The organism is Rhizobium sp. BK251 (genome assembly GCF_004345245.1).
GTDB lineage: Bacteria > Pseudomonadota > Alphaproteobacteria > Rhizobiales > Rhizobiaceae > Rhizobium.
The window spans coordinates 409,876-435,118 of sequence record NZ_SLUQ01000009.1 but is presented as its reverse complement, the minus strand read 5'-3'; the positions used below and the strand labels follow the sequence as shown (position 1 = coordinate 435,118).

At 58.1% G+C, this 25,243-nt stretch carries 13 protein-coding genes and 2 pseudogenes; 6 read left to right on the top strand and 9 right to left on the bottom strand.

The window, feature by feature from the left end; all coding sequences use genetic code 11:
- Nucleotides 1-3: 3 nt before the first annotated feature.
- Both EV286_RS24715 and EV286_RS24710 read left to right on the top strand, forming a co-directional pair.
- Nucleotides 4-5,556, top strand: coding sequence for a DEAD/DEAH box helicase (locus EV286_RS24715; protein WP_132959823.1), 5,553 nt, complete (start codon nt 4-6; stop codon nt 5,554-5,556).
- Nucleotides 5,553-7,529 (top strand): AAA family ATPase, encoded by a 1,977-nt coding sequence (locus EV286_RS24710; protein ID WP_132959822.1) that lies wholly within the window; start codon nt 5,553-5,555, stop codon nt 7,527-7,529. Before EV286_RS24715 ends, EV286_RS24710 begins: the two co-directional genes overlap by 4 nt.
- On the opposite strand, the gene EV286_RS24705 is transcribed toward EV286_RS24710, so the two are convergent.
- The 3 genes from EV286_RS24705 to EV286_RS24695 all read right to left on the bottom strand — a co-directional run bounded on the left by EV286_RS24705 (nt 7,526) and on the right by EV286_RS24695 (nt 12,891).
- Nucleotides 7,526-9,532 (bottom strand): Druantia anti-phage system protein DruA, encoded by a 2,007-nt coding sequence (locus EV286_RS24705; RefSeq protein ID WP_132959821.1) that lies wholly within the window; start codon nt 9,530-9,532, stop codon nt 7,526-7,528. The genes EV286_RS24710 and EV286_RS24705 overlap by 4 nt on opposite strands.
- A 57-nt stretch (nt 9,533-9,589) precedes the next feature.
- Nucleotides 9,590-11,140 (bottom strand): ATP-binding protein, encoded by a 1,551-nt coding sequence (locus EV286_RS24700; RefSeq protein ID WP_132959820.1) that lies wholly within the window; start codon nt 11,138-11,140, stop codon nt 9,590-9,592.
- Between the two features lie 530 nt (nt 11,141-11,670).
- Entirely contained in the window at nt 11,671-12,891 is a 1,221-nt protein-coding gene (locus EV286_RS24695; RefSeq protein ID WP_132959819.1) for a hypothetical protein, read from the bottom strand.
- 417 nt (nt 12,892-13,308) lie between these two features.
- On the opposite strand from EV286_RS24695, the gene EV286_RS24690 reads away from it, so the two are divergent.
- On the top strand, nt 13,309-14,634 hold the full coding sequence (locus EV286_RS24690) for an FAD-dependent oxidoreductase (RefSeq protein ID WP_132959818.1): 1,326 nt from the start codon (nt 13,309-13,311) through the stop codon (nt 14,632-14,634).
- On the top strand, nt 14,631-15,284 hold the full coding sequence (locus tag EV286_RS24685; protein WP_132959817.1) for a hypothetical protein: 654 nt from the start codon (nt 14,631-14,633) through the stop codon (nt 15,282-15,284). The genes EV286_RS24690 and EV286_RS24685 overlap by 4 nt, the downstream gene beginning before the upstream one ends.
- A gap of 508 nt (nt 15,285-15,792) precedes the next feature.
- On the opposite strand, the pseudogene EV286_RS24680 reads toward EV286_RS24685, so the two are convergent.
- The 6 genes and pseudogenes from EV286_RS24680 to repA form a co-directional block, all read right to left on the bottom strand.
- Nucleotides 15,793-16,508, bottom strand: a pseudogene (locus EV286_RS24680) (SMC-Scp complex subunit ScpB).
- Nucleotides 16,505-17,456: pseudogene (locus tag EV286_RS24675) on the bottom strand (DUF1403 family protein). Before EV286_RS24675 ends, EV286_RS24680 begins: the two co-directional pseudogenes overlap by 4 nt.
- Before the next feature lie 178 nt (nt 17,457-17,634).
- Nucleotides 17,635-19,065, bottom strand: a complete 1,431-nt coding sequence (locus tag EV286_RS24670; RefSeq protein WP_132959816.1) for a bifunctional diguanylate cyclase/phosphodiesterase — start codon at nt 19,063-19,065, stop codon at nt 17,635-17,637.
- Between the two features lie 135 nt (nt 19,066-19,200).
- Entirely contained in the window at nt 19,201-20,415 is a 1,215-nt protein-coding gene (gene repC / locus EV286_RS24665; protein ID WP_132959815.1) for a plasmid replication protein RepC, read from the bottom strand.
- Nucleotides 20,416-20,569: 154 nt separating this feature from the next.
- On the bottom strand, nt 20,570-21,580 hold the full coding sequence (gene repB / locus EV286_RS24660; protein WP_132959814.1) for a plasmid partitioning protein RepB: 1,011 nt from the start codon (nt 21,578-21,580) through the stop codon (nt 20,570-20,572).
- Nucleotides 21,577-22,776 carry a plasmid partitioning protein RepA gene (repA, locus tag EV286_RS24655; RefSeq protein WP_132959813.1) on the bottom strand — a complete coding sequence of 400 codons (1,200 nt, stop codon included), beginning with the start codon at nt 22,774-22,776 and terminating at the stop codon, nt 21,577-21,579. Before repA ends, repB begins: the two co-directional genes overlap by 4 nt.
- Nucleotides 22,777-22,975: 199 nt before the next feature.
- On the opposite strand from repA, the gene cobF reads away from it, so the two are divergent.
- Both cobF and cobG read left to right on the top strand, forming a co-directional pair.
- Nucleotides 22,976-23,746, top strand: coding sequence for a precorrin-6A synthase (deacetylating) (cobF, locus tag EV286_RS24650; RefSeq protein ID WP_132959812.1), 771 nt, complete (start codon nt 22,976-22,978; stop codon nt 23,744-23,746).
- 83 nt (nt 23,747-23,829) lie between these two features.
- Nucleotides 23,830-25,242, top strand: a complete 1,413-nt coding sequence (cobG, locus tag EV286_RS24645; protein WP_132959811.1) for a precorrin-3B synthase — start codon at nt 23,830-23,832, stop codon at nt 25,240-25,242.
- Nucleotide 25,243: the final 1 nt, after the last annotated feature.

Genomic DNA, 25,243 nt, shown 5'->3' with positions numbered 1-25,243 from the left:
CCCATGTCCAAGACAATTCAAGAAACGATCGAATCTCTTCACTCATCACTCAAAGATTATATCGAAGCAACCTATCATATCGGTGATGCAAAGCTGATCGCTCAGCGCCAAGCATTGTTGGACCGCGTCGGCGTTACTCATCAGATACCCTACCTTGAATCGACGCCCCGCTACGAAACTGGCAAGCAATTTCAAGACATCAGCGGCTTGCCCGCCGCAGCGCTCTCCGTCTACGAGGCGCTATCCGGCCCCAAGGATGGATTGGCAAGACTGCTGTACAATCCAGCCTATACACACCAAGTCGATGCGATCGAGCACGCATTGATCGCCGGTAAAAATCTGATGATCATGACTGGCACGGGTTCCGGTAAGACGGAATCGTTCCTTATGCCGATCTTGGGGAAGCTCGCAAGGGAAGCCGAAAGCCGGCCCGCCTCTTTTGAGGGCAATCGAGCGATGAGGGCATTGCTTCTTTATCCCATGAACGCACTGGTCAACGACCAATTGGGTCGTATGAGGGCAATTTTCGGCGATCCGCGCCTATGTGATCTGTTTCTGAAGTGGGCGGGTCGCCCGGCAACGTTCGCGCGCTATACGAGCCGCACGCCATACGCAGGTGTGCGCAGCCGAAAGAAGGATCCCCAGAAATTGGCTTCCTTCGAAGAGTTCTTCGTCGAGATTGAACGGCAGGCAGCGGATCCAGATGCTGAAAATCACGACCAGGCGCTGACATTAAAGGCGCAATTGAAGAAGCGCGGGAAATGGCCCGCGAAGCCGGATCTGGCAGCATGGTTCGGCAACAAGGGTAGCCATTGGTTCGACCGGAAAACCGAGGAGTTTCTGCGTGCCGTCACGCTCCAGGGCGACTCCGAAATGATCACGCGTCACGAAGTGCAGGCTGCTTGCCCCGACCTGCTGGTAACCAACTATTCGATGCTCGAATACATGCTGATGCGGCCGATCGAACGGTCGATTTTCGACGACACGAAAGCATGGCTTGCGGCAAACCCGGAAGAAAAGATAACCGTCGTGCTCGACGAAGCCCACCTTTACCGTGGTGCCGCCGGCGCCGAAGTGGGCCTCTTGTTGAGGAGACTTCGTGATCGGCTCGGGATCCCGCCGGAGCGATTTCAGATCATTTGCGCGACGGCAAGCTTCAACAATCAGACAGAAGCGGCGAACTTTGGCGCAGCACTCGCCGGCGTTTCTGCCCAAAGCTTCGAGATCGTGACCGGCCAACTGAAGCTGAAAAAGAATGCCGCGTCCGCCAGTGTCGATGAAGGAAGATTGCTGGCCTCGCTCGATCTCGGAAAATTTTACGCAGCAGCACCTTCTGACCGACAAGCGGCGATCTCTCCCTTCCTTTCTTACCGGAAAATCAAACCGAGCGGAGACGTCGAGAGGGACCTTTTCGATGCTCTGGATGAGTTCAAGCCGATCGGACTGCTCATCAACGCGACAATGCAGGCCGCACAGCCCCTCGCAGAACTTAGCCGAGTGCTCTTTCCGGAAAACGAAGGTGATGCCGACAGTGCGCTTACGTCCTTGTTGGCTCTCGGAAGTGTCGCGCGAGAAGCTCCCGAGGCAGCAGGGCTGCTTCCCTGTCGGGTGCACAATTTCTATCGTGGATTACCAGGCCTCTGGGTGTGCATGGATGCCGAATGCAGTGAGGTTGTTGAAGCGGAGCGCTCCGGAATTTGCGGCAAGATGTTTGGACAACCCCGCGAGCAATGCGGATGCGGAGCGCGGGTTTTGCAGTTCTTCACGTGCCGAAACTGCGGCGCCGCTCACGCTCGTGCCCACACCAACGACGTCGATAGCCCAAGGATGCTGTGGTCAGAACCGGGACGCCGCTTGAAGATGCATGGGGGTGAAACCCGCGAACTCCTCGATCTCGACCTTTTGTTGGAGGAGCCAAGGCAAGAAGGGGCGGCAGAGATCGCCGATTACGACCTTCTTACCGGCCAAATTAATCCTGAACTGGTCGGATCGAGGATGCGTAGCGTGTATATCCGCGCCGATCGCGTGACGCCGGCGGTGGACGACGACGGTAATTCAGATGCGCGACTTGAGGTCAGAGGACAATTTACCCCTTGCGCCGTGTGCGGTGAACAGGCGAGTTTCGGCAGAACATCCATTCAAGACCATCAGACCAAAGGTGATCAGCCGTTCCAGGCGCTCGTGTCCCGGCAGATACAGGTTCAGCCACCGGGACCGCAACCTGCGTCGTCCTTTGCACCGCTTCGCGGGCGCAAGGTTCTCGTCTTCTCGGATTCACGCCAGGTCGCTGCGCGGTTGGCTCCGAACCTTCAAATGTATTCCGTCCGCGATGCGCTTCGCTCTCTCATCGTCTGGGGATTCGGAAAGCTTCAACAATCACCGGCGCTGCAACAGACTGCTAGTCTCGAGGATCTTTATCTAGCAGTCGCCTTGGCATCCCGCGCGCTGGGCGTTCGTTTACGTCCCGAGATGCGAACCGGTGAGACATTTTGCGAGACGATCGTCGATGCTGCGGTGACGGATGGCGCGCTCGAAGACGACATCAAACTGATGAACCTCAGGATGGAGTTCGTCCATGAAACGCCACCGAGTGCTCTTTTGGACGATATCGTGAAGACAGTTCGCGACAAGCATCTGGGCCTGGAAGCTCTCGCTCTCGCTTCGATCCGAGAAACCGCCAACCGGCGCAAAGACATCATTGCCCTACCAAAAATTCCCGGGATAGCTGAGACGGACGAAGAGAAAATTGCGTTGGTAAGAGCATGGCTGCGCTGCTGGAAGGCTGACGGCTTTTGGCTCAACCTGATGCCGATCGGCTGGTACAATCGCAAGGGACGTGGCACCAGTCTTCGCAGTCGCAAGTCATCGTTCAAGGCGATGAAGCGCCTGATTAGCGACAAGAGCGCCTACAAGATCTTCGAGAAATCCTGGGAGTCCAAGCTCCTTTCTGTTTTCACCCAGGATATGGAGGCCGGCTACAGGCGCCTGGCCGGAAAAAACCTCGCCTTGGAGTTGGAAGGCGCTTGGGTAAGATGCGAGGCCTGCCGTTCTGTCCATCGTCCAGTGCCGCGGATCCCTCAGTGCCTTGATTGCGGATCGACCGCCGTGCACACCCTTGATCCGGAAAATGATCCGGTTTTTGTCGCTCGCAAGGGCTATTACCGATCCCCTGTCGCGGCGGTCCTGAGCGACGCAAGTGTTGCTCCCATGGCTTTAATTGCAGCGGAGCACACGGCCCAGCTTAACGCTCCGCAGAGCGAGGACGTGTTTTCGAAGGCAGAGGAAAACGAGCTTCTGTTCCAGGACGTCGAACTGACATGGATCGATCGACCCAAAAAGGTCACCGCTATCGACGTACTGTCGAGTACGACGACTATGGAAGTTGGTATCGACATCGGGGCGCTTTCTGGGGTCGCCCTAAGAAACATGCCACCCGGGCGAGCCAATTATCAGCAACGTGCTGGTCGCGCTGGTCGCCGTGGAAACGCTGTTGCAACCGTCGTTGCGTTTGGCAGCGCGGACAGCCATGATGAGCATTATTTCAGCGATCCAGCAGCTATGATTGCGGGGCCGGTCGTCGATCCGAAGTTGACCCTGAACAACGCCGACATTGTTCGGCGTCACATTCGTGCCTTCGTCATCCAATGCTACCTGCAAGATCGGATTGCCGCCTTCGATCCCCAGGCCAATCCAGATCTCTTTTCCGTGCTCGGTTCGGTTCATGCGTTCCAGTCGGGAGCCGGCGCTCTCAACCGTGTGGATTTTGGGAATTGGATCGGCGCCAACATCGAGATGCTGCGCGCCCGCGCGTCATCCTGGATCCCGGCGGAACTTTCGCCTGGCGACAAGAAGACGTTACTCGAAACCTTAATGGAAGACTGCCTGCATGAGATCGACAATGCGCTGGCGATTTCTACTCCGACATCGTTGAACCCTGTAGACGAGGACGATGCGGACGACGATCGTGTGGAAGTGCCGCTTGAAGAGGGCGAGGAAATACCCCCTCAACTTGCGCCGGACGGGAAGCTCTTAGACAGACTGCTCTATAAGGGGGTCCTACCTCGTTACGCATTCCCGACCGACGTCGCCACATTCAGTGTATTTGATCAGGAACGGTCCAAATCCTACCGACCGATGATGAAATTTGCCCCTTCGCAGGGACTGCCCGTGGCGCTGTCGCAATACGCGCCCGGAAAACAGGTCTGGATCTCGGGCAAGTGCTATACGTCCGGCGCAATCTACTCGCCGATGCAGCAAGATCGCTTCGACGCCTGGGCAAACCGGCGCCTGTTCATGGAATGCTCGGAATGCAGTTTCGCTGAAACTCAGCCGTTGGACAGCGGTCTCAAGCCCGGCTCACGCCTCGACTGCCGCGCCTGCGGGTCCGAGGAATGTTTCGGACCGGCGCATTTCTGGCTCCGGCCGCCAGGGTTTGCGCATCCTGTGGATCAGGAGGAGGTTACGTCCCCCGACGATATGCCTGAAACAGCTTACGCGACGAGAGCGAAGCTCACAATGTCGACACCTGGCGATGATGAACGCTGGCGCCTCGTCAGCGAGCGCATACGCGTGATGCCAGACAGGAGCCACCTCCTCGTGTCCAACACGGGCCCCAAACGGGAGGGATATGACTATTGCGTGCTTTGCGGTCGCATCGAGAGCAATGTCGAAGCTACCGGGATGTTGCTCAACCCACACCTTAAGCCCTACCCGGATGAGAAAGAACCAATGTGCAACGGTGCACGTGTGACACGTCACTTGATACTCGGAACCGACTTCATCACCGACATCGCGCTGTTTTCGCTGCGGGTAGCAGCACCGCTTAAAGTGCGCCCGGCTCGGTTCGAAACGGATGTCGCCCTGCGTACTGTTAGTGAAGCCTTGGCCAAAGCGGCGTGCGGCATGCTGGAAATCGAGCCGGGGGAACTTATGGCAGAGTACCGCCCCGCGCTGACACCGGGGGGACGAAGTGGCCTCGAGGCCGAGGTATTCCTTTATGATACACTGCCGGGAGGCGCCGGGTTCGCAACCCAGCTAACTGATCGAGGAGCAGAGGTTTTTGAACGGGCTCTTATTCTGATGAAGAACTGCCCGGATAACTGTGATGCCTCCTGCTATCGATGCCTGCGCAGCTTCAAGAACAAATTTGAGCACGCCTTGCTGGATCGACATGTGGGTGCCGAATTGCTCGAATACCTTGTCAACGGGGTCGTGGCACCGTTCAACCCGGATCGCATTCGCAGGTCGACGACGGTGTTGCATGACGATCTGCAGCGCAAGAGCGACGATTTTGACTTCAAGTTGTATCATCCGATCGATGTTGCGGGGCATGGCCAGATAGAGATTCCCATCTTGGCCACAGCGAAAGATGGACGGCAGTTTGCCATTGCGCTTTCCGGCGCCCTCACCGACGGACACGCAGCGGAACCAGCACTCGCGGGATTGCAGTTGGATCCTGACGCGGTTCAGGTTGAGGTGGTCAACGAATTGTTGGTTCGAGGCAACCTGTCAGATGCCACGCGCAGGGTGATGGCGAAGATCGAGGATCTCTCGTGATTGAGATCGTCGGCCTTCAGGAGGGGCAAGAATATGAAGCAGCCATCCACATTCGGCGGCTGCTCCTGAACGTCTGGCCGGATCTCGCGCAAAGCAAGCGGGATTCCGTCAAGATTTTTGCTGGCTTTAAAATGTACGGTCAGAGCGTCGAGGATCTCGACGTGGTCGTGGTGGGCGCCTTTGATCAGCCGCGGGAGTTCGCGGTCGAATATAAATTCTACCCGCGAGAAAACGATCCTTTCGTGCCCAAGCAAGCAAGCGTCAAAAACTTCGCGCTCGTCATCGAGGTGAAATCGCATGACGCAACCGGTGTACATTTCGAGGACAAGGTTGCCTCCGTCCGGTATATCCGCAACGGGACAACCAAATGGGAGTGTGTGACTGAGAAAAACCGGGTGCAGATGTTCGAGTTCAAAAAGTACCTTGATCGGCACGGCCTCGATCGGGTTCACGTTCAGGACTTGATTTTATTTACCGGTTTGCGCGAGAGCGATCTTCCCCAAAGGCCGCATAACTGCATTGCCTGTGATGCAAGTTTTGAGCGGGTCCTCAACGTTTTGGGTCAGGTCGCGCGGCCCTACCGCAACGGGAGTCGGGTCACTCTAAACTTTGGCGGCGATGACGTTTTCACGTCACTGCTCTCAGGAAAATTCGGTGTCTTCGAAGTGATCGAGCCGACGCCACTCGATCGCAAAAGAATGGATATGATCGCCCGAAAGTCCGTCCCTGACGAATGGATAGACGATCTTGGCAAACGTCAGATTATTTTGCGTGGTCGAGGCGGCGTAGGCAAGACCGTCAACCTGCTGCAAATGGCGTACCGTTCCTACGATGTGCGCCAGCATCGTTCTCTCCTTCTAACATTCAACAAGGCACTCGTTGCCGACCTGCGAAGAACGATGGCGTTGCTCGGCGTTCCACGCAGCATTGAGCGTGGAGGAATTGCGATTGAGACGGCGCACGGCTTTTTCGGTCGGGTGATGATCGCGCTGGGCGTGATCGAGAACTATGACGATTTTCTAGACAACTATGATCGCTACAAGGAAAACTTGCTGGAGTTCTTAAACTCCGGTGCCATTACCGTTCCAGATATTCGATCAATGTCGCAGAAAGCCCCAGTCGATTTCGATTGGGACCTTGTCTTTGTCGATGAAGCACAGGATTGGCCCCAGGATGAGATCGATATCCTGCGGCATTTGTACGGATCCGAGCGGGTCACCGTATCTGATGGTGTCGATCAGTTCGTTCGTCCAAGCGTCGCAGACTGGACTGCAGGTGTGGCGAAGGGCGGCCTGCAGCCGCGCCGTCTCAAGCGTAGTATGCGCATGAAATCAAATATCGCCGCATTCGCCAGTGATATGGCTGCTGCTATGGGGCTGTCCGACTGGGATGTGGAGCCGAATACTGATGCGGCTGGAGGCCGAGTTATTGTTATCGAGGGCCAGTTGGTTGAGCGGCCTGGAATTTTGCACGATCTCGCTAAAGACGCGCTGGCATTGGGGAATTACCCTGTCGACATGCTGGCATGCGTCCCCCCAGCTTTGGTACGCGCGTCGGCTGCTGACGGACTTTGCTTGCCAGCGAGCGCCTACGTTCTCTCAGGCGGACAGGTATGGGATGGCACGGCACGCGATATACGCGAACACTTTGCCGACCACCGTGAGCAGCTTCGGTTTGTACAATATGACTCTTGTCGCGGCCTTGAGGCATGGATTTCAGTAAATTATGGTCTCGACGAGCTCTGGGACTACAAATTCAACCAGGCGCGCTCCAGTGCGGTCAAAGACGATCTTCTCCTGAGTGAGGAGGACTACGCGACGACTCACGCCGCGCGATGGATCATGATTCCACTTACCAGGGCCATGGATACCCTTGTCATCCAGGTGGGCGATGGTGCCGGCCCCCTCAAGACTGCTTTGAAAAGCGTGTACGCGAGGCGGCGCGATTTTATCGAATGGCGATCTCAGCCTTAGACGCACGCATTGAATAGATCGGACCCGTCACTGATATGTAGAGAACACTGGACACTTGCGGGGCCCAACAAACGGAGTTTGGCGAGGGTGTCCGGTCTGCGGCTACGCGCATCGAGCCATCGAGTTCGCCAAGCATTGGCGATGGCTCCGGCGGAGTCACCTCGCGCGTCCGTGGAGGCAAGGCCCAATAAAACGTCTCTTGCCTTGGAGCCGAGCTCACAGGCATAAAACAGCCTAGGAGTCGCGTGGTGCAAGATCGTATCGCTGTCGAGGCCGAGCGCATCTAGGCCTTCTCGCATCTGGCGCAATCGCGGGCTCGTGCCCTCACCAAATCGATTATTGATGCGACGAGAGAAATGACGTGATTGAGCCATCGACCTCAAGGCGTTTGCAGTATCCGCCCCGAGATGGAGCGTTCCATAACCACCTGTAAGGCTTGTACCAATCGGCTTCCAGGCCACAGTTTCGGTGAGGCCGGCATGGTCTTCTGCTTTGAGAGCCAGGCGATTGTACTGACTTGAGCCGATGCCATAAAGGCTCGTGGTTGTTAGTATTCGCAAATCGGCCGGCTTCGAAACTGGTCGACCTGCCATCTGCGACGCGATCACACTGACCTGACCACTGTAGCGCTGCTCATATCCGATTCGGACTTCCCTCGATGCGAGCAGAAGCGCCACAAGTTTTCCGCCTAGTAGCTCGTTATAGGGCGCCACAGCGCCGCACACGCTTACATCTGCAATCCGGCTGGATAATCCTGCTTTGCGGCACTCTGTAAGCACGATGTCGACTGCCCGCTGCCCGCTTCGACCTGCGAGAAGCTGGTCGAGTGCTCGCGCCGGATCGGTAGCTAGGTTGGAAGCCCTAAACATTTGCCTAGCAAACAGCAACTGCGCCAGGACCTCGGCGCGTTTGCGGACAAAGAGCAAGTCTTCTGAGGATGCCTTCCAGTCGACCTTGGGATCGTTGGTTTTGACGGCTCCTTTCAAGGGTGACACGGATGCGCCCGCAGCCCTTTGGACTTCAAAGTGTGCCCTCAATTCCATATCACGCGCATATGCGGCGCCTGCTGCCTTTTGCTCGAGGCGCAAGACCGTTGCTTCGCTCGGCTCGGCAACCTCGTCCGCACGAACGAGGTCGTCGAACCGGATACTCGCGATCGAAGTCTCCAATTGAGACAATAGAGCGGTGGCAAGCGAATTTGGTTCAAACAGACCTTGGTCGAGCCGCGCTTTGGTCTCCTCGCGCAACCAGCCGATCCATCGGTCCCGAACGTTGACCCGCATGACGGGGCTCGCGAGCATAGCAATCCCAATGACAGGATGCTTTGGCCGTGCTGCATTGCGAACCAGAATCAACATCTGTCGCCCAGGAACTGGCCGATATTCGTGTGCCCATGTATGACGAAAATAGCGCCATATATCGATGAGATTGAGCCCCGTGTGCTCGCATTTTCGACCGGCTTCGCAGATTTCGACAACAGGGTCGATGATATGTGCAAGAGATCCGCTACGAGCGTCTCCGCTCAGATCATTCGCTTTCTCCAAAGATTTTGCCAGATCATCTCCGTCGTCGATAAGGTCAAGGACTGAACTGTGATGCCCGGATTTTCGAAGAGCGCGCCGTTCCATGCTCCGAAGAAAGGCGACGACGGACGGCTCCTTGAGTTGTCTCTGCCGGGCAGTCTGCAGAGCCGATCGAACGCGTGCTTTCACGTCTTCAACAGTCTGATCCATGAAGCGGGAGATACCTGGCGGCTCGAACTGGATGCGGCCGTCGTCAACTGACACCCGCCATCCTTGCTCAAACAGATCAGCCACAAGCAGGCAGATTGCTCGCAACTTGCGGCTCTCGCCATCGTCCACGTATCGCCGCGCCAGATCTCTGAGTTCACCCGCGAAGCTCGGTGGTGGTCCGTCTCCAAAATCGAGAAGCGCGCGCAACTGCTCCTTTTCATCTGGCGCAAGAAACGGCGAAAATGCGCGGACCCGACCGGGACCGGTCATCTCCTGTGATGCTACAGACTCTGTCCTACGTTCATCCATGATATCAGGCCAGTCCGATCAACTCTGAACCATGCCGCTGGTCCGGACCCATTCTCCCCAAGCGTCAAGAAGGCCACAATATTCATCGCAGAGCTCCACGCCAGCACAACCAGCGCGGTTTGCGATCATTTCGACAAGTTTTTCGAGAGCGGCGGCGGTCGTTTTCCCGTCCTTCGCTCCAGAAAATAAAGGATGCTGGCGGTTCAACGAAATGTTTCTTCCTCCATTGTTCTGCCAAAGTGTCGCCGGGACTGCTGGGAGAATTGGCCCCACAATGTCAGGGTGCTCATCGCGCCGAGCAGGCTGGACCTGTCCTCCCGGGAGAGGAAGTGGCACTTGATTTAGTTCGGTGCATTTCGCGGTCTTCGCAATTCTGACTTTCGCGCGAAGCTGTTCTATCGCCTTGTGTAGACCGGCCTGCCGGAGCGCATCCCAGACGGACGGTGAAACCGTCACCTGTTGTTTCGACGTCGTGACGCCGAACAACTCGTCAAGCTTGGCGGAGAATTCAATCTCCACCCGTATATAGCGATCGTTATTGACAAAGATCGTCCACGGAATCCGACTATGCACGTCGATCAGCCGGCCGTTGCGGCTGAAGATGACGCCATGGAACTCTTTCAGAATAGGAAACCGCGCGTTCGCGTTCAAACCGACGGCATCGCGAGATTTGTCTATCGCACCAAATGTCGGGGGTAGCCACGAATAGCGCAGCGTGACAATGGCATCCTGCCCTGTGGCCGGGTTGAGGATACGAACATCGATTGGTTCCAGCGCGACCGCGCGGTCCTCGTCCAGGTCATGCAATATAGCGTTGTGGCTGAGAAACAGGGGGTCGACCGGTTCGATGCGTGTATCGCCTACATGAAGCGCTGCGAGGTCTGCCATCTTATGGTAGATGACACCTAGATGGCGGATCAGGTTTGTCCGGATTCCTGCAGTAGTGGCCCACTCAAGGCGATCGAGCTTTTCAATCACGACCACGGTCCCGGATTGCCATCCTTCCGGATAGGCGCTGGCAAGATGGGCTTCTACGAAGTCCGGTATGTCGGCGGCCTGGGGGGCCGGCATCGCAAGATGCCCTTCCGAGTTGCGATAGTGGCCCATGTCCAACGCGTCGAGATCGAGTGTTACTTGAAAAGGTACCCCGCCTTCGATCTTGGATATTACCGAGAAGCGTCGCCCGATACTGACTGCCGCGCAGGGCAGTCCGTATCCGTAACGACCAAGGCCGTCCCGGTCGTTTTCACGATGGGTGCCGCCCCACATCATGGCGAGACGAAGCATTTCAGGCGGCATACCGTGGCCATCGTCGACGATGGCGATCCTATTTGGCTTCTTCAACGAACTGGTCTCATCGTAACCAAAGATCAAATCAATACGCTGAGCGTAGGCTTGGATGGAGTTGTCAATCAGTTCAGCGAATGCGTGAAGATTGCTACGATATCCAATATGTCGAATACCGCGGATGAATGCTTCGTCGAGCGTCAGTCCGTGGCGACTGATCAAATTCTCTAGCCGCGCGTAGTTACGCTGTTCCAGAATAACGTCTTCGCCTCGTGTTCTCATCTGCAAACCTTTCGAACGCTGGTCCGATCGTGAAAATATCCGAATACATTGTTGTCAACATACGTGATCCGGCAGAGTTGTCAGCTGGTCCACGGAGCTTTTTTGCTTCTCGCTCCACTCTTCTGACTAGGTTCGAACGAACGGCAACAGCCGGACTTGTCTGCTCGGCGAGAATGGCAACGATTGAGAAACGCTGACCCATGCGAAAGGAACGATTTCTAATCCATGTCGATGTCGTCACCATCGGAGACTGCGACGTGGCTCCGCGCGGCTTATCTTCCCAAAAGGCTTAGCGGCCCCGCGAGTCGTTATATTTGGAGGTCACGCAACGTCTCTTTGACGACGGGCGAAACGATGCCTCGTTGCCAGACGATTCGGCGCAGCAGGCGTCGGACGGTCGGCGCGGGACCCTGAGCTTTTGAGACGCTCGGATAGTTCTGCAATAAGCCTGTTAGAGTGCACATGAAGGTCCGCAAATCGACTGACGTCTCGGAAACGTCGAAGTGGGCTGGGCCGGCGCTTCGGCTGACTCACGAACGCAGATCGATTTCTGAGACGAAGGCTTCGCCAACATGCATTCGAGCACCTTTGCGACCGGCATCTGTGGTGGTTCGCTCTTTCGCGACATCAAGATCACGATCAACCTCCTGGATAGGGTCTTCGACCAGTGGACGTTTGGACAGTTCACCTAGAAAGTCGACCGAGACACCATACCGGACCCGAACGGATCGGAAGGTGCTTCTTCCCACTGTAATCGGGGCTGGAAGATCAAAATCCATCTGGCGACCGAGGTAACGTCGTTTGTCAGCGGTAAATGCTGCCCGGTCACGCCTGTTCTTTAGCTCGTCCTCGGCGCGCGCCTTTTTCTCGCCCACGATTTCCTGGCGCAGGCGCTCGTAACGTCCTGAGGTTGGACGGGATCGAGGAGTTGCGCCGGAGGGTGCGGACATCGCTGCGGAACTGGCTCCGAAGCCGGCAAGCCTCAAAGACTTCGCACTTGCGGCCCTGATGATGGCATCGTCCGCGTAGATCATGTCGTCCTCATCGACCGAGAATTCTTCTTCTGCTGGCGGATCGATAATCCTCAGGCTGCTGCCATGCGCGCCACCTTGCACTCCAATTTGGAGACCGCACGCCAGTCGCTGGCCGGAATATCCGGGTGGAAAAGTGATGGTTCGTTTTTGAGCGATGGCACCGGTCGGCGGCGGGCCAAGTGCTCCTAATTGCTGCTCGCGATAGCCGTTGCCCGTCTGGGTGCCTTTGCACTCGATGATGTGCCAGATACCATTGATGTCTTGGGCGACGAAATCCGGTGATTTTCCTGGTCCGCGCTTTTTCGGCTTTGTGGCTGTTGCACCAATTGATGCGGCAACGCGATCAATGAAGTATCGCCCGTCGGCGATGGGGCCGAGCTGTAGTCGGTTCATAAGCCAGTAAATCGGTGCGCCCATTCCGAAATCGTCACTCAGGATGGTTTTTTGGTGAGCGTCCAGCTCGAAAAAGGCTGGCGTTAGGCGCAGGTCAGGCGTGTCGGCGACGGCATGAAGATAGCGAATCCATGCCCAGAATTCGCTTAGCGAAACGCCGGATGCATGGGAAGGTGTTGTGAGGTAGCCGATTGTGAGCAGTAGTGCTGGAATATTCACGTCGAACAATTGTGCACCGGCTACGAACGCAGGGGGGAATGCTGGCAGAGCCAGGGATTGAGGCCAAGTCGTTTCATCGACAAATACGAACAGTTCCCGGTCCATTTCCCCTCCTGAAGCAGCAGCGTAAGCCGTAACACCATCGCCGGATGACATGAAGCCAAGAGTTTTGCTACTATAGAATTGCACTTTTGAGTTTCATTAACGGCGGACTTCACGCCGCATGCGACGCCAAAAACGCGGAGCTTTTCCTTTAGCTTGCGATGTCCTGTAGGAAACCGTCATTTCGCTGAAGACGATAAGGGCGATATCGCCAAGGTCCGGTTGCGCGTCCATTCGCTTAACACGGCACTTGGTCTTTGGGCGCCCCGCGTTTATGTCGAGCACTGTCGGGCATTCAAAGAGCGCCTGACATGGCAGGCATGCCGCGATAGTGAATGATTTTTGACATCGAGCCGGCAGCGCGAAGTAACCTGGTCGTGCTGCCTGCCTGGACCATCTTCCACATTTCCGGAACCCGACATGAGTGCAGCCCAGCAGAAGAGCCCAGCAGATATTCTAAAAACCTTCGAGATCAGCGACGGGATTTTCGCCATCGGGGTCAAAGAACGCGGCGTGACGCTCTATAACCAGCAAGTTCGAGCCCATAACCTTGTCTGGGCTCTGGTTGAACAGCACAGATCGGGCGCTCGCGGCCTTGGCCGTGTTGCCGTAATCGGGGCGGGCGCCGCTGGTTTGACGACAACCGCAGCGTTGCTCGCGTGTGACAACGGAACCTCGATCACATTGTTCGAGAAGGAGTGGGATCTATGTCCGGTTCAGCAGGGATGTGATGGGCGATGGCTGCATCCAAGCCTCTACGCTTGGCCAAGTTGGGGGAGCAGAGCGCCGAGTGCCTCTTTGCCTATCCTCAATTGGAGCGAAGGCCGGGCTTCGGACGTCGCTCGAATTTTGCTGGACGGGTTCGCCCGTTACTGCGAGGCCTATGGGAAGAAGCGGTTGCGGGCATTGGTCGGCGTTCATCACCTGCAAGTGCAGGCGGCTACGAAGGAAATCCGATTTATCGGAACGAATGTCGTCGTAAATGATCAATATTTCACGCAGGGCGAGAGCGAGGGTCGGACCGACAGATTCGATACAATTATTTTCGCCGCAGGCTTCGGCTGGGAGCGGACTAATCAGTTCAACACAAACTCGTATTGGCGCAATGAGCAACTTGGGCAGCCAGGTCTGACGGTTGATCGCAGAAGATATCTGGTTTCGGGATCAGGTGATGGAGCACTTGTCGATGTCTGCCGACTGACGATAGAGCGCTTCCGCCAAGACACGATCCTCTACGAACTGTTCGGTGACACCCTCGAGGCGACCGAAGAACATCTGCGAATGTACCTGAAAGGACGCGAAAACGATGGCCTGTTGCCATATTTCGCGAACATCGAAGACACGCTTCTGAGAGGTCCTAAAGCCGCGCTTCGCAAACGATTGCGTAAGGATACCGCGGTCACCCTTCACATTGCTGGCAAAAATTTAGACGAGCCGAACGATCTCGATAATATTTTTGGCCCGACGAGTTCTGTGCTAAACCGCATTCTGATCTATCTATTGTACCGTTGCGGTGCGATCTCGATCAGCCGGCGACCGCTCGATGAAGCAATTTCAAGCGCGCACATCAGCACTGATCATGTATTATGCCGGCACGGTTGCGATACTGAGAGTCATTTGAAACTCATATTCAACGACTATAATTTTGTAGCAGACAAGTTCGCGGAAATGGGAACGACGCAGGCGCAACATCCGGAACGGTACTGGAAACCGGGATATTTCCCGACTGCTGAGGATAGATCATGAACTCGTTTAAGAACCCCGAGCCTGTGCCGCCCGCCTCTCAAATGGCGGTTCTTCCATTCTTGTCTGCTGTCGAAGGCTTGCTTTCTGCAAGTCCGGTCGAAAACCTGCGCCTTACGATCCATCGTGTTATGAACCGAGAGGGCCAGGAATTCCTGCAGCAGGTATGCTCCTATCTCCCGTTAGATAAAACCGCAAAACCGACCGCAGGTCGGACGTTCCCGGTCAACGAGGGCATCATGGGAGAGGCCTACGGCAACCAGAAGATCTATCGGACCGGTTTTCAAGAAAGCGATGAAGCGCTCCAACAGGCGCTGGGTGAAGATAAGCCCAATGCAAAGTCATGGCTCGCCATGCCATTTCTCGGCCGGGACGACCAGGTCGTTTTGATCCTGTTTGGCGAGTGCAACACATTGAATTACTTTGCTGACGACGCGAGGATCGAGCAGATCGCGGCGATGGCGCGGGGTTTCTGTAAACTCCACGACTATCTACAGGCTTCACCGTTCGCGAACCTGCGTAATTTCCCTCTCCAGAAGGGTAACCCTAACCTGGAAGGTGGCGGTGTTTATGACATACAAGAGCCAATCAACGTCGAACCACCAAAGTTCAGCAGCTTGACCTCTTTCAACTACGAGGCAGCAGCAGCCTGACGGATGCTTGTTAGCAGATTGAGGGGCGGCAGCCGATGCTTTTAAGGCGATCATGCCCCCTCAAGACGCACGGCTTCAGCCCGGTTACTCCTCCGTCCACCAGTTGTGTGGTCATAAGGGCATGTGGTGCGTAGGGTCGACATGTTTCGATGATGGCGACGAGCATCTTGCCTGCGGTCATCACGGAATCTGTAGCGTAGGTGTTAAGTTGATTGTTACCGCCGGAGCCAGCTATCCATTTCGATAAACGGTGCTAGTGGTGAACCGATTCCCACAGGTGTTCCCAGTATTGAGCCGGTCGGCAGCACAGACGTTCAGAATAAGGCGGAGGCGGTCGTATGGCCTTTCCACCGGCCCGACGGCAGCGCCGCAGTCGCCTATTTCGACAGCGTTTTGTTCGATCAATTGCTGCTCTTCCCGATGAAGCTCGGCCTGTCGATCGCGCTTGCCTCGGTGGCGATGCTGGTCAGCCCGGCGCTGATGGCCGCGCGGCTGGAAACGATCGGCATCACTCGACAAAGGACGCTTCTTCGTCCGTCTCGCTTTCGCCGCCCTCCGAGCCGGCGATTTCGTTTTGAACCGCGTGTCGGCTGAGCAGGCCGGCGTCCTCGAGCGCTTCGATGTTAGGCAGGTCGCGCAGCGTGTCCATGCCGAAGGCGGAAAGAAAATACGGCGTGGTCACATACGTATAGGGCGCACCCGGCGTCGGGCTGCGCGGCCCGGAGCCGATGAAACCCGCACACCGCAAATTGCCGATCACGTCACGGCTCACCTCCTTGCCAAAAATCTTCGATAGCTCACTGCGGGTGACCGGCTGGAAATATCCCACCGCCATCAGCACCATCGCGTCGAACTCCGACAGCGCTGCCGCCCCTCCTCTGGTCGGCGCCGACGAAGCCCGGATTGTCTCAGCGAACCGCGGGCGGGTCCGATGCTGCCAGCCCCGGCGACCGGCACCAACTCATACGGCCGGTCACGCAGTTCCTCGACAAGATCTTCAATCAGCAGATCAATGCTGCAATCTTTGCCGACCACCCGCGCCAGCGTCTCGCGACCAACCCGCTCGGCCGAAGCGAAAATTACCGCCTCGACCCGTAGTATCCATTCTCGCCACCGCAACCCCGACGGCAGATCCTCAAGCTCGCGATCAAAGAGAACGTCCTGCCTTCGATCTCGCGATAGCCGCCTTTTGGTTTGAGTTTCCGAGGATCTTGCCATCTTCATAACCCGTACATGCGGAATGAAGAGCGGCCGGAAACTTCTCGTAAAGCCTCGAAACTCTCCAGTCGCTCAAACAGTCGAGTGGCTGCCCAGCGTGACAGATTGAAGCCCGGCGCCGAGGCCGGAATCGTCTTCATTGCGTAGCTTTTGGATAACCGCATCGCCCCCCTTGGTCCTCACCTTCGGCACTGCTGCCATCAACCGAGCGGCACGGCGATCAATGTCGGGGGCAGATTGGAGCGCCGCTTCGACGCTGCTGACCACCGCCAAGCAGATTGCCTTCGGATAGGCCGGCTCTCCCGGTCGCGCCCTGCCTCGCCCGCCGGTAGTCCGGAAGGCCGAGCCAAATCGCGTGGGCAGCAACAGAGGAACTGGCTTCGGCCATTTCAGCTTGACCGCCAGCACCACCTCCCCCAGACCAAGGGCAAGAACTTCAGCGTCCGCGCGAAGGCTCGTGATCGCAGATATCAGATCGGCGACCACAAGGGGTGCAGCACGCCCGGACTGGATCGCCGTATCGATGAGATCGGTAATCGACGCAAGGTCGTCGTCCCATCGGATCGAAAACAACGTCGCCAGTTCCTTGACGAACGGGGTGCCCGGCATCCGAGATTGACGGGCCAGCAATCGTGTGGCCAGAAACAGCCTTCCGGCCGGCCCTGGGTCGCCGTATTCCGGCATCAACAAGACGGCGTCGCGCAGCGCATATTCTTCTTCACTTCGGCCGAGCATCCCGGCGGCGACAGCGGCCGATTTGAGGGCCAGACGATCGCACCAACAACCGATCCACGGTGGGTCTGCGCGAATCAGATCATCAAGCGATTTCAGGGCAATACCGGCCGCAAAGACCGCGTCGTGCTCGCCGACGTCGCGACCGCGCGCCAATGTCCAGCCCGGCAAGCTCGCCGACCATGTGGGTGATGCCATTTGTGCTCTGGCAATCGAATCCATGTCCGTCAGCATAGATCGGGTGCGCGGTTTATGCCATCAACCTCCCACAAAACCGCACAGCCCGTCGAACCAATATAATGTCCGATAAGCTTGGCTTATCGGACTTTCTGTAGATCGTCTCGTATCTTAACCGAAAAACGTGGAGAAAGCGTCAAGAGCAGCGCTCCCACGCGCCTATCTAGCCGGCTTCTGGTGTCGGAATCGAGGCGTGCAGCAGATCCGCCTTTTCCGCTTCCGACGCGGCCGTTCGCAGAGCGCCGCAAAGCAAGGCGATTTCTTTGGCTGGCATCGCCTTGCCATAGCGATACCCCTGCCCTGTCCTGCACCCCAGATTGCGCAGCATGATTTCCTGATCGAGCGTCTCGATGCCCTCCGCAATTGTCTCCAGGCCAAGCTCGTTGCCAAGGGTAATGATTGCCCGCGTTATCGCGACGTCCTGTGGGTTCGTCAGCAGATCTCCCACGAAGCTGCGGTCGACTTTCAGCGTCGTCAGTGGAAACCTCTGCAGCGAGCTCAGCGAAGCATAGCCGGTTCCGAAGTCGTCGAAAGCAATGCCGACGCCGAGTTCGCGCAACTCTCGCATCGTCAATAGCAGGCGTCCATCGTCGTTCAACGCGACCGTCTCCGTCACCTCCAGCTCAAGCATATTCGGCTGAAGCCGATGGCGCGCGAGCATTTCACGGATCTGCTGCAGAAGCACGCCCGCGCGAAACTGCTCCTGGAACAAGTTGACGCCAACCTTGAATGCCGGCACGCCGGCATCGCGCCAGGCAGCCATCTGCCTGCATGCCTCGTCCAGCACCCACCAGCCTATTTCAAGAGCGAGAGAACTGGTCTCGAGAGCCATCAGCAGATCGCCAGGCAGCAGGAGCCCGCGCTTGGGATGGTGCCAGCGAATGAGGGCTTCGACACCGGTCATGCGTCCGTCATTCAGCGAAACCTGTGGCTGGTAATGCAGCACCAGCTCCTCGTTTCGCAGCGCGCGCAGCAACTCGGCCTGCAGGGAGCGCCGCGCAGCGGTTTCGTCGAGTGTCTCAGGCGCGAACATTCGCCAGGTTCGCCCGCCGGATTGCTTGGCCCGCAGCAGCGCAAGGTCGGCGCTGATGATCAATTCCTCGGCATCCTCGCCATGCGCCGGCGCCCGAGCGAGCCCAGCGCTTGCCCCGAGGTGGAACACATGTCCTGCAATGTCGAAGGGCCGACCCAGTTCGTCAAGGAGTTGCGAGGCGTAGTCGTTCGCCCCGTTCGATCCGACGTCCCCGCCCAAAAGGATTGCGAAGCGGTCGCCACCAAATCGCGCAACGACTGCGTTGCCGCCTGCGGCGGACGGCAACCGCCCCGCCACACCCTGCAGCAGCTCGTCGCCGACATCGTGGCCGAAACCTGCGTTGATCTCCTTCAGCCCGTCCAGATCGAGAAGGATGATCGTTGCGGCATCCTTCCGGCCGAGCGTGTCTCTCAGCAACTGCTCGATCCAGGGACGATTCCACAGGCCGGTCAGCCGGTCCTTGTCCTCAATTCGAAGCGCGACAAGACCCTCGCCGCCTGTTTCCGGGCGCTCCCCCTCCGGAAGTACGGGCATGAAATTCTGGTCCATTTCCCCCGACATCACCAGACCACCGCCCAGAAGAGATTTTTCAATCGCAAAACTGATACATGCAAGGTATTAGCAAGTTCTGAATATAAGCCGCCAACGCGTGCATTTGGCAAGATGGTCTCTTCTTCAAGCTGCAACGGCACTCCCCTACCCCGCCTTCCTCGCGACTGGCCCATTGGACCTGATGAGGGCCATCAGCATCGGGCCAATCGAAAATTCACCTTCCTCGGCCCGCCGCGTAAGATCGCGCAGATAGCCACCAACCGAGTTTATGTGCCCTGCCCTTTCGAGGAGGCAGGCGATCACTGTAGCAGCATTTTCGGCGCCCATCACCTCGCAGGCCCGTTGATAGGCGCTCGGGCTGACGCCAAGCATCGATCGGACCACCACCGCGGCCCCCATCAGGTCACGCCAGCTTGAAATAGCGCCGCCTGGCCCGTATGGCACGATTTCCGGGCAGCCCTGCAGCACCATTGCCAGCGGGAACGATTTAGGCGGCTCTGCGATCCGGTCCGGCCTGGGCTCGGCTGTCGCGCCCAGCTCTTTTTCAGAGCGTGGTTCAGATTCATAAGTTGAGTTGGGGTTTGAATTCTGTATGTGCCGACCGCTTTGGCTGTCATTGGAGTGCGTTTTTTCTGTTTTTATCTTCATTTCCAGGCTGTTGACCACCTGATCCCTGAAGGCTTCCAGGTCGCGCAGGAGCTCTTCGAGCATTTCTGCGTCCGGCGAGCGAGGAATGCCTGATACAAGCGCCCGGAAGTGGAACTGCATTTCGAACCACTCGCCTGGAATCTGCTCCTCCAGTGCAGTCTCGATGAGCTTCGAAATATCCCTACGGCAGAGAGACAGGCGCTCCTTCAGCCGCCGCAGATGCTGTCGCTCAGCGGCAATCTCGGTGGCCATAGCTTCGATCTCTTCAGCGCGAACCACGAGAGGCGCCAGGCTGAAGCCGAAAGCCTCACTGATGTCGCCGCTGCCGGTCTTGCGGGCGTAGCGCTTGCCGTTGGGGCTATCCTTGCGGATGATGAGACCTGCATCGACCAACTGAGCCAGGTTCCGTCGCAGTGTCGTTCCGGTCATCCCGTGCGTGCGAAGCGTCAGCTGCGCATTGGAGGGAAATACCACAAGCCCGCTCTCCTCCGAGATCTCGTTCTTCGGATGGAAGCTGAGCAGCGCATTCAGCACAGCAAGCGCACGATCGGAAACACCGATGCGTTCCCTCGCCTCGCATAGCCAACGAAAGATCTTCCATTTGTCGATTGCCTTGTCGGGGGCGATCTCCTCCGCATGGAGCTGACTTGCCAGCATGCCAAGCGTCATCGACCGCCGCCCGAAAGGCGTCGTCACATTTCCGGTCTGCATATCCTTCACCTCGTCAAAGGCAAAAGAAATCCACTCGCCCTGATCGGCGCCAAAGACTCTTGACAGTGATTCTCGGAAATGCGAATCTCAGATTGTCCAGATATGAGAAAGGCTTCCGTGACGGCAACGTTCGGGGGCTTTTTTCTTTTGCGGTCTAGTCTCCTGCTTCCTCTGTTTTGCCAGATCGATAAGCCTCGTAGAGCTCATCCAGCCGGCGCGAAATGTAGTCGCCGAAGTTCGGCGCCTCGGCGGTCTTCAGTGCCAGGACAAAGGACGTGCCGGATGTCGTGATCCGTGCGTTGACCCGCCCTCCACTCCTGGGTTTCCATGCGTACTCGGTCTTCTCGGCCTTGGTCTGCTTCCTGGCGAGCTCGGCGACCGCCATCTCGAAGCGCTCGTCCGATGCAGCCTTCGTGAAGGCCTCGCCCGCCACCAGCCTCTCAAGCCGACCGACAGCGGCAGGGTTCATCTCCTGCGCAAAGGCGATCCATTTGCGCCTGCCGGCGGCCGGAGCCGGCCCAACTGCCGTTACGATGGCGGCTGGAACGGCTTTCGCCACCGAGATCAGCTTCGAAAGCTCCGTCTTGTCGGTCGAGAGTGCCCGCATGATGACCGGGCGCTCAAAGCCCTTGCTCTCGAGATTGAAGGCAAAAACCGCTCGCTCGATATAGGAGAGATTGCGGCGGGCGGAGTTTTCGATGCCTTGGGCAACGACAACGTCAATGTCGTCGAGGCTGCGAACAACCGCCTGAACCTTGCGACCCAAAAGCTTCACCGCCTGAAGGCGGCGGTGGCCATAGGCGACCTGGTACTTGCCTTCGTCCGTCGGATGCCGGCGAACCAGAATGGGCACCTCCTGCCCGTTCTCAGCGATCGACTGCACAAGCTCGTCATCGAGATCGAGCGGCGCTTCGCTCAACCGGTCGCGAATAAAGGAGGCTTCGATGTCGGCGGGGTCGAGTTCGACGACGCGCTCGCCCGAAAGCAGCGCTTCCTGCATCGCCCTCGCCTCTTCCTCCATCCGGCCGAGCGTCAGGGCCATCGACCGAACCGGGCCGGCAGGCCCGCGGGTCGCATTCTCGGCCGGGCCGTTCTCGAAGTTGGCCGCGGCCAACTCCTGCGCCGTATCGTCGAAAAGCCCCTTCAGCCGATCGCGTCTACTCATTTGCGCCCCCAGGCATGATGAACCGATGCCAGGACTTCGCTGTTGGCCGCGTTGACGGACTCGAGCGCCCTGTCATAGGTCGAGCGACGCACCTGGCCCCTCTCGATCTCGTAGAGAGTTTGCTTCGTCAGGCCGGCATCGGCAATCGCCGTTGATTTGAGGATGGTTGCCGTCAGCACGTCATTGCCGAACAGGTTTCGCAGAAGCGCGACGATCTGCGACTGCGGTGCATCGAAGGGCTCGTGCCGAGTGACAACATACTTGATGAAATCATGCCGCAGATCGCCGCCGGCCTTGCGTACGACGGAAAGCAGGTCCGCCGTCATCAGCAGGAACTGCGACATCGAAGCAACGTCCACCATCTGCGGGTGGATCGTGATCAACAGCGCGGTCGCAGCGCAAACGGCGCCGAGCGTCAGGTAGCCGAGTTGCGGCGGGCAATCGATGACCACAATATCGTAGTCCTGCTCCACCTCGGATATCGCCGCCCCGACGCGCTTGAAAAAGACTTCACCATTGGCGCGCTGCCGGTCGTTCAGCGCCCGCGGCGTTTCGTGCTCGAACTCCATGAGCTCCAGATTGCCCGGCACGAGGTCGAGACCGTCAAAATAGGTCTTGCGGACGACATCTCTCAGGGATTTCCGGCTCTCGTCGTAGCGGATGGCGCCATAGAGCGTATCGCCCTCCTCCAGGTCGAATTCCGGCTGCACGCCGAGCATCGCCGAGAGCGAAGCCTGCGGATCCAGGTCAATCGCCAGCACTCGATAGCCGGCAAGCGCCAGATACTGCGCCAGATAAAGAGTCGTCGTCGTCTTGGCCGAACCGCCCTTGAAATTCGTCACCGCAATCGTCTGCAGCTTCTCGCCGGGCAGCCGCCGCGGAAGATAGTTGAGCGCATCCTTCGGCTTCACCCTTGCCATATGCTGGCGAAGGTCATTTATCTGCCCGAGAGTATAGGAACGCCGGCCATTCCCGGAGACTTCGGGCATCGGCCCCTTGCCGTCGAGCGAAAGCTGGCGCAGGTAGCCATCCGACACCCCTATCATCTGAGCGGCCTCGCCAGAGGTAAAGGTGCGCAGGCTCTTCTCAGACAATGGCGGGAAAAGCTTCTCGCGAAGCAGCTTCAACTGCCGGGACAGCTGGTGGGCATGCCGCTCAATTCGAACATCTGTCGTCGATACGCTTAAGCTGTCCAAGACACCCGATCCTTTTCAATGCGCTTTTTCGTCTACATGCAGTCAAAAAGCGTATCGAAAATGCCACGATTCGGGAGATGCGGCAACATGACCGCCGGGTCTGTCCCCGACGCGCTAAGTTGGCCGCGGCCAACTCCGCACAAGAACCTTGAAAGCGCCGGGGAAATGCTTCAAACCGCGCCGAGACAAGGGGGCACTCGTGAAACATCTTTACATCGTCGGCATCGGAACCGGCAATCCCGAACATCTCACGATCCAGGCCATAAACGCGCTGAACAAAGCCGACGTGCTCTTTATCCCCACCAAGGGTGCAAGCAAGACCGAGCTTGCCGATGTCCGTCGCGAGATCTGCGAGCGTTATGTCACGCGACCTGACAGCCGCACAGTCGAATATGATGTGCCGTCGCGGCAGACTGCAGGACGCAGCTATCTCCAGAGCGTTGATGAATGGCATGCCGGCATCGCGCGCACCTACGAGGCACTATTTGCCACGGAGATATCCGAGGGCGGATCCGGCGCCTTCCTTGTCTGGGGTGATCCCAGCCTTTACGACAGCACCATTCGCATCATCGAGCGCGTCAAGGCGGCCGACCAGGTCGAATTCGACTATTCCGTCATTCCCGGCATCACCAGCATCCAGGCGCTCGCGGCAAGCCATCGCATCCCGATCAACGCGATCGGCAAGCCCGTACAAATCACGACAGGCCGGAGCTTGGCCGAAAGCTTCCCGCAGCATGTGGATTCGGCCGTCGTCATGCTTGATGGCGAACAGGCCTTCAGCAAGATCGACGCGCCGGATGCGGAAATCTTCTGGGGCGCCTATCTCGGCACGCAAGACGAAATCATTGTCTCCGGGCGTCTCGCTGACGTTGCAGGCGATATCCTGAAAACCCGTGCCGAGGCGCGCGAGAGGCACGGCTGGATCATGGACATCTATCTCCTACGCAACGGCGGCGACCGCGACGAGTAACCGTCGCATCCAGGGCTCCCAAGCAAGACGGTTGCCTGCATGACAGGATCATGTAAGGACATTCGGCCGGGAAGGACATTCTCATGACCCAAGCAGACGGACGAGCGGAGACACTGCACAGCGCACATGCGGCGCCGGCCCGTGTCGCGGCGCCGCCCGTCGCTCGTCCGCGCCCCGTAGGTCGACGCAATGCCTGTCCGACCCTTTCGGCGCCGATGGAAACCGGCGACGGCCTGCTTGCACGCTTCCGGCCGGTCGTGCCCGGCTTCTCGATCAATCAGGCGCGGGGGCTTGCGGCGACAGCCAGACGATCCGGGAACGGCATCATCGAGATAACTGCTCGCGGCAGCCTGCAGATCCGTGGCCTGAGCGCCGAGACTGTGCCGCAGCTGACCATGGATATTCTGGCGACCGGAATAGTTCCCGCAAGCGGTGTGGCGGTCGAGGTTCCACCTCTTGCAGGCATCGACCCGCTCGAGACCGCAGATCCACGCGATCTTGCTGATCGGCTGCGTGCAAGGATAGAGACCACGATGCAAGGCCGTGTCATAGCGCCCAAGCTATCGATTGTCGTCGATGGAGGCGGGCGGTTCGATCTCTCTCGTCTCACAGCAGATATACGCCTTCGGGCTCTTGAGCGAACCGGATCCGAATGGACCCTGTCGATTGGCGGAACGGAGGAAGCCGCGCGCACCTGTGCCAGCCTATCCGTTACAGAAGCCGTCGACGCCGTGATCGCGCTCCTGCAACTCTTTGCGGATAAGGGACCGGGCACGCGGGCGAGGGACGTCACGGACGGCGACCTTCGATTGCTCTTTCGACAATACGGTCAGTCAAATTCGCCAGTGCTCCCCAAGGCAGAGATTTCATCGGGTGCCGGCATCCACGACCTAGGTTCCGCAGGCACCATGCTCGCCTTGCGGCTCGCCTACGGGCAGGTGCGCTCCACCGAACTGGGGGCGCTAGCCGATGCCGCCGGGATGTGTGGAGCGATGGAGATCCGGCCCGCGCCGCAACACAGCCTCTTCGTTCTCGGTCTCGATGCCGAGAGGGCGACCCGGCTGAAGGAGGCAGCGGCCACGCTCGGCTTCCGAACAGAAGCGAACGATTCGGCAAATCACATCGCGGCCTGCGCCGGGGCAGGGGCCTGCGCATCGGCCTTCTACAGCACGCGATCGCTGGGCGAGGCGGCACTGCAGAATGCGCCCGAACTCCTCGATGGCTCGCTCATGCTGCATCTTTCCGGGTGCCCGAAAGGCTGCGCGCATCCCGGCAGGTCAGCGATCGCATTTGTCGGTACGCCAACAGGCTACGGGCTTGTCGTAAATGGCTCCGCATCCGCCGAACCGGAAGCGTACATCGGCAGGGGCGGGGTGAATGAAGCGCTGGCGGGGCTCGCCCGCCTGGTGCGCAACAACAAACATGCTGGCGAATCGGCGCTTGCCTGCCTAACACGGCTCGGCACGCACGAAATCGCTAAAGCGACACAGGGATAGG